Raw genomic sequence first — 13,094 nt, 5'->3', positions numbered from 1 at the left:
AGATCGAAGTCAAACCCCACCACCGCCACCCTACGCCTCACCAACACGGGTGTAAATGCTGTTGGGGGGAGAAGAGATGAGCGGACTACTTGCTGGAGAGTGCCTTTTTAAAATGTGCGGCATGAAAACGCATGATTTCCAGTCCATTTTTCTCATAAATCTTTGTGGCACTATGCGGAGCATCGGGAATAATAAGATGCTCAAAGGGAATCTTGAGTTGCTTCAGGTGTTCCATCCATTCGAGGTTGTTCTGGTAATTAAATCCCTTGCTACCCACATGAACCAAAATATTGAGTTTGGGTTTGGGGTTGCGTGCATATTTCCGGGCCAAGTCCCACGTATTGTCACCCTTGGCAAAGATAAGCTTGTCACTCTCGCGACCTCCTTCCTCAGAGATCCTTTTCTCAGTCGCATGACCGCCCCCACCGGGTGCTGCTGAAACAAAAAGGTGCGGATGGCGAAACATAATTCGAGCGGTGCCGCGCCCACCCTGCGAGAAGCCCTCCACCCCCCGTCCTTCGCGCCTCGGGATGGTGCGGCAGGTTGCGTCCACGTGCGGGATGAGCTCCTTGATGAAGACGTCTTCGCCCATCTGGCCTTTCTTCCCCATATTGTAGTGACTCACCGGGCCTCCATTAACAAAAACATAAAGTGCCGGTGCCACCTTGCCTGCTTTCATGGCGGCATGAATCCAAGACACCAGTTTCACGCTCTTGATCTCGCTACCAGGCCTACCCCCATGCAAATAGTAGACCACCGGAAACCGATTTTTTTTGTTCGCCGCATACTGTGTCGGCAGATAAATGCAGTAACCCACCTCCACTCCCATCGAAGGGCTCCTGAAGGTGGCGTGCCGCACCTCCTTGGGCGCATCCTGCGCGGCCAACACGCCGGCCAAGATCAGCATTAATCCGGTTGCAAGTAGCTTCATAAAATCAATTCTCCATCTTTGCCTTCATACCCCCACGCAAGGCACCGGCCTCTACCGAACCGTAGTTGTCGGCAAACATCGGGTCAAGCGGGCGGCTGTTGGGCATGCTCAGCCAGATGCGCAGAATGTGGCGACGCCGCTCGGGCTCCGGCCAATCCTCGAAGGCCGAACGTTTGTGTAACGTCACCCAGTTGTTCAGGAACACCATATCCCCGGGTTCCTGCCGAAAGGTGGCGTGTAATGCCGGATCGCTCGCCAGCGACTCAACAAGATCGAGCGCCTCGGTTTGTTCGGGCGTGAGGTCCGGCAAATCCGGATGCGTATGGGCACGATCGATCAACACCCTCAACAGGTTCGCCGCAAAGTGCCCTTCGCAAAAAGAGAAGATCGGCTGCCGGCACCACGACCGGTCGTTGCCGCCATCCACAGTGTGGCGCAGGTAATAAAACGGCTCGCGCAACACGGCGAGCAAGTCCGGCCGTTGCTTGAGGATGGCGTTGTAAATCGCCATCGAATTCACCACGTAATTTTCGCCGCCGCTCTTCGCCTGCCGGTGGCAGCAAAAGCCAATTACATCACATCGATCCGTGTGGAAGCTGAGCTTGCGGCTGGTGTTCGGCCCGCGGCTGCGGGCGTCCTCCGGCGCGTAACCTGCATCCGCCACACTGAAGAGGCGATCGCCCTCCGCGCTTTGCGAAACCGCCGAGCCCAAGTGCAACGCAATGCCCCAGAACATTCGCCGCAACTGCCCTTCATCAAGCCAGTTCGCCGGCAGACCACGCACAAAGGCAAACCCCGCCCCGTCCTCCAGCCGCCGTTGCATCGCCTCCAATCGGCCAGTCAAATCGCTGAGCACAAAATCATCCGGCCCGATCGCCTCCACCTCTATGTTGGCGCAGTTGGCCGCGGCCGATTCAAGCTGCCGCAATTCATCGTCCGAAAGCCGCACCTCCCAGTCATCCCGCCGCCACAATTCCTCGCCCCGCCAGAGACCAGGGTGATCAATTATCGAATTTGAAATGGTGGCTTTCATTTTTCACCATAGAGGCTCAGAGAACACAGTGAAATACTTTTTAAAATTCTCTGTGTTCGCTGTGCTTTGTGGTCAATTCACAACAAACTGCAAAATCCGGGCCGCCGTGCCTTTGCTAAGCGGGTTGGATTTGGAGCTCAATTGAAGCTTGGCCGTGTGGGTGCCGGCATTTAAATCGGCGGCGAACATCACCGTGCGCGGGTAATGCAGACCACGGCTGTGATGATGATATAAATCCACGCGCTTCCATTCGCCGCCGTCGACGCTCACTTCCAGCACACCCGCATCCGGCCCCGCTAAAACATACGCGCCGAGGGCACGGCCTTTGAATTTCACCGTGGTCCCTTTTCCGGGCTCCGTTGACGTCAGCAATTTCATCCCGCCAAAAGGGTTGCTGCGAAAACTGCCGGGAATCTTTTTCCAATCCGGCACGTGCCACGTCCACGCCGCATTTGCAGATTCGGCAGGCGAACGAAAATGGCCGTCAAAATAACTCCCCTCATCCAGCGGCTTCGCGGGCAGAACGTGAGCGACAGGTTTCTTGTCTAATTTTTTGGCCCACGTAGAATCGAGAAGCTGCCCAATCATCGCGGCCGCAATCGCGTTGCCCGGAGGCTTGGGATGCGTTCCGCCGAATTCCTTCCACGTGAGCGTGCCCGCGTCAATGCGATCGGCCACTTCGCGCGCGAGGAAAATCGTGGAGACGTTGTACCGCTTCAGAACCGTCTCGTGCGCCGCAATGGCGAGCGGCACTTTGCCGGCACGCAGTTGGGCGAGCATTCCGGGATTCACAAAATGTGTGACCACGATGTCCATATTCGGCTGCGCTTTTCGCGCTTGGCGGATGATGCCTTCCAATCCCCGGATGCAATCGCGCCGCGCGTGGGCCGCGTCCTGATCATCGTTCACGGCGAACTCGATAAAAAATAAATCCACCCGCCCCTCCGCCAGCACTTGCGATCGCAACCGAAACGCGCCTGTCGTAGAGCACGTCGACGAAATTCCCGCATTGATAAATTCAAACTTTGTCTTCGGAAATCGCTTTTGCAGCCAAGCCATCACCATCGGCCGATATCCGTTCATCTGTGTGATTGACCCCCCCATAAAGGCCACGCGCCCCGTGCCGCTCGCAAACTGCAACTGTGAATTGGTCAAGTTGCCACGCGAAATGATGTTGCGATTTGCGGCAACCGCTTGGCTGGAAACCGCGCACAGTGTTGCTAGGAATATCAGGATTTTCACGCGGGGATTTTAACCACTGAGGCACAGAGAGCACAGAGAAAAGAATCATGATTTTTTGACACCGCCTCCAAGACAAAAAAAACGTCTCCCGACATCGCCGGGAGACGGTGAACATTTTTCCGAGGATTAATTACTCACGGCCTGGCGGGGAAAGTAGCATTTCAAGCCACTCGATCATATCCAACGAGCCGTCGCTGTTTTTGTCGCCTCCACGGAATTGTGCCTTCCGTCCGGCATTGGCGCCGCCTTCGAACATCCGGCCCCATTCGGCCTCGGTCACTTTACCGTCGCTGCTTTTGTCGTATGTGCTAAACAACCGCGCTCGTTTGTCGCCGCGAATCCTTGCCTCCAATGAGGGGCCGCGTTCGCCATTACCTCCGCCAAGATGAATGTCGCGTCGCACGGCCTGAAATTCAGTCACGCTCAAAGCGTTGTCTTTGCCACTGTGCTTTTTGAAGATGGCCAACCACTTTTTGGCACCACCTTCGCCGTAAAGGCTGTTGAATTCGCCGAGTGACATTGCGCCGTCTTTGTTTTTGTCGCGTCCATTAAAAATGCGCGTCTGTTCCTTATCAAACGATTTGTCGAGCAGCGCCAAAAGTTTGGCCTCTTTTTTCGATTGTTGTTGGGCGGACGCATCGAATGCGCCCAGCATCAGGGCGAGGGTGATGATGATGTTTAGTTTCATTGTTTTCTTTGGGTTGTTGTTTTTGTTTGGTTTATTTTTCTTTGCCACCGGATTTCCAGTTGAGCCATTCTCAGAGTTGATTTCATTTAGGCATCGGGCCAAGAGAACCGCCCCAAATTGTGCCGTCATCGGAAAAAATGTTATTCGGATTAAAAGCGATTTCCCACGGGTATCCATCGGGATCAGCAAAGTAACCACTATGGCCGCCCCACTCTGCTGTTTGAGCGGGCTTCAATATTTTTCCGCCAGCCGATTTGGCAAAGGCGAGCACCTCGGCAACTTCTGCCTCGGTGCGGACATTGTGCGCGAGGGTGATGCCGCCAAAGCCGGTGCCGGTTTGTGGATGATCGGCGGCGATGTCTTTCGCAAGCAATTTTTTCGGATACAATGCGAAACGCGTTCCGGCGGTGCGGAAGATGGCCCAGTCTGCGGTGGCTTCGGTGATGTCGGTGGAGAAGCCAAGGCCGTCGCGGTAGAAGGCGATGGCCCGCGCCATATCGGCGACTCCCAGCGTAATGATGCTGATGCGCGGTTCAAACATGCCGCTACAATTTCGGGAACGATTTTTTTAGGTCGAGCTTATCGTCCATTTCTTTTTGGAGCTTCAGCATCCGCGCGAAGAGTTGAGAGATACGCTTTTCCTGTTTGGCGTCGTGGGCAAGGTCGTTCATTTCCAGCGGGTCAGCTTTGATGTTGTAAAGGCGGGCCTTGTTGACGGCGGGGTAGAGGATGAGCTTCCAGTCATCAACCGTCACGCTGCGTTGCACACCGAGATAAGCACCGTGGATGGCATTGTAGGCGTGCTTCGTTGACTTGCCCTTGAGCATCGGGAGGAGGCTGTGGAATTCCACTTTATCGGCGGGCTTGGCGCCGGCGATTTCGAGCGAAGTGGGATGGACGTCCTGCAAATAGATGGGGGCATCAATTTTCGTGCCCGCGTTGATGCCCGGGCCGACGGCGATGAAGGGCACGCGGGTGCTGTGCTCGTACAAATTTTGTTTACCAAACAAACCGTGATGACCGACGGCGAGCCCGTGGTCGGCGCTGAAGAAAACGTAGGTGTTGTCGGCCTGGCCGCTTTTGTCGAGCGTGTCGAGGACGCGCCCGATTTGCGCGTCGAGGTGCTCGATGATAGCGTAGTATTCTTGGCGATGAACTTTCACCGAATGCTCCGTGCGCGGCATCGGTCCGAGGCGTTCATCGCGCAAGCTATGCGGGTTGCCGATTTGATCTTTGTACGGATACTGCGGCAGGAAATTTTTCGGCAACTCGATGCGCTTGAGCGGATACTTGTCGATGTACTCCTTCGGCGCCTGGCGCGGATCGTGCGGCGCGTTGAAGGCGATGTACATAAAAAATGGGCGCTTGTCCTTCTTTGCAATGCCGAGGTAATCAATGGCGTCATCGGCGACAATCTCGCTCCAGTGCTTTCCGCCTTTCCAAAAGCCCTCGAATTTTTTGTCAAACGGACTCCACGGATCGGGCTTGCCGGGTAAGGGTCGATTGTAACCGGCGGGCGTTTGGTTCGGCATCCCGGGTCGAATATTTCGTGCCACCTCAAAGGCATCATCGGCCTTGGCGCGGATGTGCCATTTGCCCGTGAAAAAAGTTTGGTAACCCTGCCGCTTCATTGTTTGCGGCCAAAGACCGTCAAATTCCGTTTGCCGCGCCTTAAGCTTCGCCGCATCTGCCTTGCCGGCGAAGAGATTGGAAGCCGCCTGCGCGCGCCAAATGTAACGACCCGTGATGAGCATATGCCGACTGGCCACACACACCGCGCCGCTCCACGAACCCATATTATACGCGCGCGTGAACGTGGTGCCGCGCTTCATCAACCGGTCGAGATTGGGCGTGTCAATATCCGTGAGCCCCATCGCGCCAACCGCTTCGTAGCACATATCATCGGCGAAGATGAACAGCACATTCGGCTTGCCCGCCGCGCGGGAAAGCAATGGCGCGGCCAATAGAATCGCCAACAACAGCCGGCCCAATAAGTGAATCACAGAATGTTTCATGGATGCGCAATGCTCGCGCAATCCACCCGGGCGAGCAAACTTATTTACGTCCGTGAATTTTAGAAACGGCCTGCGGATCAAATAACGGATTTTTCTCCGTGGGCACAGGGGCGTTTGTGGCTTTGCGCCATTTCAACATTGCGGTGTGTAGTTCTTTGATTTTCGCAGGCATCTCTTTGGCAAGATCGGTTTTTTCACTGAGGTCGTTTTTCAAATTATACAACTCCAGTTTGCCGTCTTCAAAAAACTCGATAAGTTTCCAATCGCCCATACGGATGGCCGCAGCAGGTGTGGTACGAAACGGACCGTGGCGGGGAGTGTAGCCCTGAAGGTAACACGGAAAATGCCAGTGCAACGCGTCCCGCCCAAGTGATCCGGAGGCATCACGCAGCAACGGCGTTAGGCTGACTCCATCGAGTTGATAATTCTTTGGCCGCTTGGCTCCGGCGATTTCCAGCAGCGTGGGATAAAAATCCACGGCGATGACCGGCACGTGGCAGGTGCTGCCGGGTTGGGTGACGCCCGGCCATTTCACCGCGAGCGGTTCGCGGATGCCGCCTTCGTAAAGCATTCCTTTGGAACCACGCAGCGGAGCATTTGACGTCACGCCGCCGTGCCCGCCGTTGTCGGCAAAGAAAATCACAATCGTGTTGTCATCGAGCTTCAATCGCTTGAGCGTTGCCTGCACCGCGCCGATGCTGTCGTCCATACTTTCAACCATTGCCGCGTATGCCGGATTGTTGTGGCCGCCGATGGGTTTCTTTTTTTTGTATTTCGCCGTGAGTTCCGCCTTTGCCTGAATGGGCGTGTGAACGGCATAATGCGTGAGGTACAAAAAGAATGGTATGTCCTTATTGGCCTCGATGAATTTGCACGCCTCCGCGCCAAGGCGGTCGGTGAGATACTCGCCCTTTTCGCGATTAACGAGGTTCGGGTAATGGTACGGACTATGATAACCGCCGCCGCTGGGGCTGCCCCATTGTTTGCCGGCGATGTTCACATCGAAACCCTGCGTGGTGGGATCCGTGCCGAGATGCCATTTACCCATCGTGGCGGTCACATAGCCCGCAGCTTTCAACGATTCGGCGAGAGTTACGAATTTATCCTCGAGCACAGTTTTGTTTTTGATGGGGATCAACTTGCGAAACTCTGCCTTGCCGCGATCGGAATTGGCCACCGTGTAAACCCCGTGCCGCGGGCCGTACTGGCCGCTCATCAGGCACGCGCGGCTCGGAGCGCAATTAGGTGCATTGGAATACGCACTCATAAACTTCATCCCCTCCCGCGCCAACCGATCCACGTGCGGCGTCTCATAATATTTCGACCCCATAAACGACACATCCGTCCAGCCGAGGTCATCGATGAAATAAAAGACAATGTTGGGTGGCTTGGCAGCGAAAGCAATTGTGCCCAAAGCCATCCACGCGATGAATGTGAAGAAAAAACTTTTCATAAGCGGCCCAAATTTAGTGGGCTGGAGGCGCGGTCAAAAGGCTAAAATTTCATCCTCCGCGCTTGACGCTTTCTCCATGCGCCGAAAAGGTGACGGCGTATGACTGATTCCGTGATTGTGAGTCCACTTGATTTAAAATGAACCAACGATTCGATGCCATCATCATTGGCGCGGGAGGCGCGGGGCTGTTGTGCGCGATGACCGCCGGGCACCGCGGGCGCTCGGTGGCGGTGTTGGAACATAACGCACGGATTGGTAAAAAAATTCTGATCTCCGGCGGAGGCCGTTGCAACTTTACCAACCTCGATGCGGGGCCGGATAATTATATTTCCAATAACCCGAATTTTTGTCGCTCGGCGCTGTCGCGTTATCCATCGAGTGAATTTATTAAGTTAGTTCGCAAACACGGTATTGAGTTTTACGAGAAAACGTTGGGCCAACTTTTTTGCAAATTCTCATCAAAGGAAATTGTGGGATTGCTCAATCACGAATGTCGCGATGCGGGCGTTAAAATTTTCTCGGGTTGCGAGGTGGATTCGCTCGAAGCGAACAACGGATTCCGGCTGCAAACTTCACAGGGCGATGTTGAATGCAAATCGCTGGTGATCGCCACTGGCGCACTTTCGTTTCCCGCGTTGGGCGCCACGGATTTCGGGTATCGAGTTGCGGAGCAATTCAACGTGCCCATCATTGATCCGCGCCCGGGTTTGGTGCCCATCATTCCGCGGCTCGAAGATGGCGCGCCATGGCCATTCATCAAACTCACCGGCATTTCGGCTGACTGCATTGCCACCGCGGGCGGGCAGTCCTTTCGCGAAAACCTGCTCTTCACCCATCGCGGCCTGAGTGGCCCGGCGATTTTGCAGGTGTCCAATTACTGCGCGGATGGGGAATCATTCACGCTGAATTTATTGCCGGATGAAAACACCGGATCGCTAATGGAAGCCGCGCGGCATTTTCGCCAAACGCCCGATCGCTGGCTGGAACAATGGTTTCCCAAACGCTTCGCATATGAATTTGCAAAACAATTTTCGCCGTACAAACCAATGGCCCAAATGAAACAAACCGACCGCCAGCGACTCGTGCAACATTTGTGCGAATGGAAATTGTTGGCCTCCAAAACCGAAGGCTACGCCAAAGCGGAAGTCACCGTGGGCGGCGTGGACACCGATACGTTGTCCTCCAAAACAATGGAATGTCGCTCGGTACCGGGGCTGTATTTCATCGGCGAAGTGGTGGACGTCACCGGCTGGCTCGGCGGCTACAACTTCCAATGGGCCTGGGCCAGCGGCCACGCGGCCGGGGAAGCGGTTTGATTTTAACTGATGTGCAGGATATACAGGATGGGGTGTTATCCTGCACATCGTGAGTATCTGTGTTCAATTTCTCCAGCTCAATTTTTGTAATCCCCGCCGACGTCGCTGTGGCGGCAGGATTTGCGCCATTGCTCGAGAGTCGCGATCATTTTTTTGATGAGGTCCGGGTGTTGATGGGCTATGTCGTTTTTCTCTGATGGATCTCTTTTGAGATCAAATAATTTTATTTTCGAAGCATTACCCGATTCTTTTTTCCGGTCGCCGTTCCTGTATATTTTGTAGCGATCGCTGATGAGCGCCGCTTGGTTTCCAGATTGGAATCCAATGGGCTGGCTGCGTTCGTTCATTTTGCCCTCGAAGAGTGGCAGCAAACTTATTCCATCGAGCGGGCGTTTATCGGCGCGCTTCGCGCTTATGATTTCCAAGATTGTCGGTAAATAATCGCTGGTGACGGCGGGGATATCGGTTTTGCCGGGTTTAATTTTGGCGGGCCATTCGATGAGGCCGGGCACGCGAATGCCGCCTTCGAGCAGCGAGCGTTTGCGGCCGCTTAGGTGACCGGCACTGCCGGGGTTTTTGCCGGCCTGCCCTTCGGGGCCGTTGTCGCTGCAAAAGGCCACGAGTGTGTTATCGGCGATGCCGAGCGTGCGAAGTTCTTTTCGCAACCGACCGATTTGTTCGTCCATCGCGGTGATGCAGCCAAAATAATGTTGCTCGAATTTTTTGTGTTTGGCGTAGAGCTTGGTGTGTTCCGGTCCGGCAACCACAGGAAGATGCGGCGCGTGAAACCACACGATGGTGAAAAAAGGTTGCTCTTTTTTTGCCGCTGCGCGGATGAACGGAACGGCGCGATCCATGATCACGCGTGAGTCGTCACCGCGCAGATTCTCTGTGATGCGCACGCCCTTCTCGTTCCAATACGCGGTGCCGTACGGTACGTTGTGTTTGGCCGGATCCCACCACGTGCGGCTATTGCTGGTTTCGGGGCGGAGCATCGGATCCCACGTGGGCACTTTGGATTCAGTGGAAAAACACACATCAAACCCGTTGACCTGTGGCGGCGAAAAATTTTTCGCGCCGCGCGGGCCGCCGCGGTTGGCGTCCTTTTCGATTTGGGTAAGCGTGCCGAGATGCCATTTACCAAAGTGGCCGGTGGCGTAATGATGTTTTTGCAGCAACTCGGCCAAAGTCAGCTCTTCCGTTTTCATGTGGCCGGTATTGGCAAAATAAATACCGTACCGGAAGGGATGGCGTCCGGTGAGGCAACTGCCGCGCGTGGGACTGCACACGGGTGCCGCCGCATAAAACCGCTCGAAACGTAGGCTGTTTTTCGCCATCGCATCGAGGTGCGGCGTTTGGATTATTTTGTTTCCGTTAAACCCCACATCACCCCAGCCGAGGTCGTCGCACATGACGAGAATAATGTTGGGGGTTGCCGCTGTGACCAAGAATGGCACGACACACATAAACGCGATCAGAGCGCTTCGAATCATGGGGTCCAGTTTAATTTTTCGAGAGCATCAAACGACACCCGTTCCACATGGCCGTCGGCGAAGCCGATGAGGTAATTATCATTTAGAGTAAACACGTCTTCGATGCCACCGGCACCGTTCCAGCCAAGGTCGCTTTCGAAAAACACCACGGTGCGCGCAGCCTCGCGAAGGGTCTCGAGCTTGATGCCGCTGAGGTTTTTGTTGAATGCATACGAACTCCCTTCAGCACCGGGATCGGCGGGCGAATTGAACACCGCTCTTTCATTGCCCACGATTGGCAACAGGGCATCGCTCCACTTGGCGGCGTCGGGCAGTTGATCGTGGTCGGCATGGAAAGCGTGAATCGCAACGCCGAGTTGTTTGAGGTTGTTCATACTATGAATTTCCCGCGCCTGGGAACGGCCATTCTGAATCGCTGGCAGTACCAATGCCGCCACCACGGCGACGGGCACCACGGCGCCCACCCCGAGCACTGCCGAATCGTACCCCATGCCTTCGGTGTGCGAATGAATGAGGAATCCTTCGGGTAATATTTTCAGGATGGATACTTGCCCGCTCATGCCAAGGGTCATTAAGCGCACCGCCAGATTTTTCACGGACTCCGGCAACATTGCAGCCTCGGCCGCCAGAGCCTGTTTAATCATGCCGCTGTACAATCCTTTGACGCGACTGCTCATGAAGGTGAACTGGTTACCTTTTAACTCCATACCTTTGGTAAGTTTTTTGAACTCAGCTGTCCCGCGCAGGCCGGCATCCGGATTGGCTTGGGCGGCGATCACTTTGGCCGCCAGTGCGGGGCTGCTTGCCAGCACCAAGTAGCCGCCCGATTGAAATGCCACCGGCTGCACGATCATCCCCGGCGCTGGCAACGGCATGGGTTGGGGAAATTGAAATGCTTTCACTCCACCGAGATCAACCTCCACCAAAGGCATTCCCATCGATTCGGTAATGCCCTGGAGCATAGCGATCAAATCACCGTTGTTCACTTTAAGAGTGAGCACCAATCCCGGTTCGGGGATTTCGAGTTCCTTTCCACCTTCGCCAGGCACGGCGGGCACGCCGCCGGGAATTGCAGGCGCATCGCCGGGCAATGTGGCGCCGACAACTCGATTGGGCAGTTTCAACATCTTCTCTGAGTCCAACGTGAAATACACCCCCACTTCGCCGTCGTATGTGCCGAGGGCTTGTTGTGCCGGAGGATGGGCGAGTATCGCATCGAATTGCTCCGTAACCTCAACGGGCAGATGGGTGGCTACCATCGTTTTCGCCCAAGCGAGTATGGCTGCCACATCAAGATCGCCGTGATAGGCGTACACGGTATCTGCGGGCATCAGATTCAGTCCGTCCAAATCGTGCGACGCGGCGCCGAGGGCTTTCCACAAAATGCCCTCGCCCTTGGCGGGATCGCGATGGAGCATGGCCACGTTTCGCTTGAGACCGCCGCCGAGGCTGCGCGTGCTTGCGCCGATGCCGTCAATGGCGTCCAATCCGATGCCCGTGTACAATGCCTTGGCGGCAGCCAATCCCGTTGCCGCCTGCCCCGCGCCGTCCTCGCCGAGCATCGGGCCAAACTGCTCCAGCAATTTTCCGCCTTCATCAAAACCCGTCCGTACCCAGCCCTGCGCTTCATCGGTGCTGAGGTAAAAATAAAAACTGCCGCCGGTATCGAGGTGTTGGGTGACCGCTTCAAAGGAAGTGCTCGAAGGTCCGTTGGGCGCGAGCGGCACGGAGAGCGAATTTGTGTTTCCAACCCGATCAGGAACGCCCACTGACGGCGCGTTGGTTTTAGGAGTACCGGCAATCTTTCCCGGCTGATTCTCCGAAGGGGGGTTCCCCTCTTGATCGCCAAGAAATTTAGGAATCAATACCGCCGCCGCCGCACCCAGCACCACGACTGCTGCCACGCCGGCAACCAGTAATTTTTTACTTCCACCCTTTTTGACAGGTGACGTTTTAGCGGGTGATGCTTTGGCGGGTGCGTCCTTCTTTGATGGAACCGATGCGTCACCGCCATCCAACGTGCCCAGAATTTCCGTCACCGGCACCCAATCCGGCAAGGCTGCGTGCCAAGCGATGTCTGTCTCGATCAACGCCCCGCTCGCAAGGCATTCCTCAATTTGCTCGGGCGAAAATGGCCCAAACTGCCCGTCATCACGTTTGACATAAATTTCCATCGGTGGAGGTGATCACTCTGACAAAAGGACACAAAAAAAGCCAGCGGGAAAAAATCCCGCTGGCGGTGTGGGAACAAAAAACTAGCGCCGTTGGCCGGTCCAGTTAAACCGGCCCAATTCCACGAAGCGCGCCTGACGGCTGGAGCCGTCAGCCATCGTCACGGCGATGGTCGACAAACTGCCATAATTGCCCGGACGGGCGCGGGCACGCTGAATGTCCACCAAGCCGCCCGAGCCGTTCCAGCCCAACGGGCACTCGAAAACCATCACCGTATCAGGCGACAATTCATCCAAGTTTTTGCCCGCCACAGCGGCATTCATCGCGTAGGAGCTGAATGCCTTATTTCTTTCCATGTGCGCATTGGCCAACGGATCCTGAGGCGAGATGAAAATCTTGCGCGTCTGTGCCTCCGGCATAATGGCGTCGCACCAGCGATTGGCTACAGGAAGTTTTCCATCATTAACCTCTGCGGTCCATATGAGCGCCCTGCCCAGAGACTTAGTATTATTCACACTCTTGATGGCATTGGCCTTAGCCTTAGCCTTGGCCAACGCGGGGAGCAGCATGCTGGAGAGAATGCCCAACGTGGCCACGGTGCCGGCACCTCCTCCGCCACCGGCCATCAAGCCGCCTTCGGTAGCGCGGTTGTCCACTAACAAGCCATCGGGCAACCGCTTGACGAGGATGACTTGGTGCGAAACATAGTTAGCGAACATGCCGATGAGCTGCATCATTGCCGCGCGTGCAT

The 13,094-nt window shown here is 55.5% G+C and carries 11 protein-coding genes; 1 reads left to right on the top strand and 10 read right to left on the bottom strand.

The genetic code is table 11. From position 1 onward, the window contains the following. Positions 1-85: 85 nt before the first annotated feature. The 7 genes from H8E27_06635 to H8E27_06605 all read right to left on the bottom strand — a co-directional run bounded on the left by H8E27_06635 (position 86) and on the right by H8E27_06605 (position 7,362). Entirely contained in the window at positions 86-931 is an 846-nt protein-coding gene (locus tag H8E27_06635; protein MBC8325286.1) for a 1,4-beta-xylanase, read from the bottom strand. A 4-nt stretch (positions 932-935) separates the two neighbouring features. Beyond that, a complete protein-coding gene (locus tag H8E27_06630) occupies positions 936-1,964 on the bottom strand; it encodes a TauD/TfdA family dioxygenase (GenBank protein MBC8325285.1) in 1,029 nt (342 codons plus the stop codon). Positions 1,965-2,036: 72 nt separating this feature from the next. After that, entirely contained in the window at positions 2,037-3,206 is a 1,170-nt protein-coding gene (locus H8E27_06625; protein MBC8325284.1) for an SGNH/GDSL hydrolase family protein, read from the bottom strand. A gap of 130 nt (positions 3,207-3,336) precedes the next feature. After that, positions 3,337-3,894, bottom strand: coding sequence for a hypothetical protein (locus tag H8E27_06620; GenBank protein ID MBC8325283.1), 558 nt, complete (start codon positions 3,892-3,894; stop codon positions 3,337-3,339). Positions 3,895-3,976: 82 nt separating this feature from the next. Next, positions 3,977-4,435, bottom strand: a complete 459-nt coding sequence (locus H8E27_06615; protein MBC8325282.1) for a VOC family protein — start codon at positions 4,433-4,435, stop codon at positions 3,977-3,979. A 4-nt stretch (positions 4,436-4,439) separates the two neighbouring features. Continuing rightward, the gene (locus H8E27_06610) at positions 4,440-5,909 is read right to left on the bottom strand and encodes a sulfatase-like hydrolase/transferase (protein ID MBC8325281.1); all 1,470 of its coding nucleotides are present in this window, start codon (positions 5,907-5,909) and stop codon (positions 4,440-4,442) included. 40 nt (positions 5,910-5,949) lie between these two features. Further along, a complete protein-coding gene (locus tag H8E27_06605) occupies positions 5,950-7,362 on the bottom strand; it encodes a sulfatase (GenBank protein ID MBC8325280.1) in 1,413 nt (470 codons plus the stop codon). A gap of 137 nt (positions 7,363-7,499) precedes the next feature. Here H8E27_06605 and H8E27_06600 point away from each other — a divergent pair, with 137 nt between their 5' ends. Further along, complete coding sequence (locus H8E27_06600; GenBank protein MBC8325279.1) at positions 7,500-8,678, top strand: NAD(P)/FAD-dependent oxidoreductase; 1,179 nt, start codon at positions 7,500-7,502, stop codon at positions 8,676-8,678. 77 nt (positions 8,679-8,755) lie between these two features. On the opposite strand, the gene H8E27_06595 is transcribed toward H8E27_06600, so the two are convergent. The 3 genes from H8E27_06595 to H8E27_06585 all read right to left on the bottom strand — a co-directional run. Next, positions 8,756-10,171 (bottom strand): sulfatase-like hydrolase/transferase, encoded by a 1,416-nt coding sequence (locus H8E27_06595; protein ID MBC8325278.1) that lies wholly within the window; start codon positions 10,169-10,171, stop codon positions 8,756-8,758. Beyond that, complete coding sequence (locus H8E27_06590; protein ID MBC8325277.1) at positions 10,168-12,345, bottom strand: DUF1559 domain-containing protein; 2,178 nt, start codon at positions 12,343-12,345, stop codon at positions 10,168-10,170. The genes H8E27_06595 and H8E27_06590 overlap by 4 nt, the downstream gene beginning before the upstream one ends. Before the next feature lie 81 nt (positions 12,346-12,426). Then, positions 12,427-13,094: hypothetical protein (locus tag H8E27_06585; GenBank protein MBC8325276.1), on the bottom strand; the 668-nt coding region annotated here is incomplete at its 5' end.

The sequence above is a fragment of the Limisphaerales bacterium genome (genome assembly GCA_014382585.1).
In the GTDB taxonomy this organism is placed as follows: domain Bacteria; phylum Verrucomicrobiota; class Verrucomicrobiia; order Limisphaerales; family UBA1100; genus JACNJL01.
The sequence above is the reverse complement of the archived record's forward strand: the minus strand, read 5'-3'. Positions and strand labels throughout refer to the sequence as shown.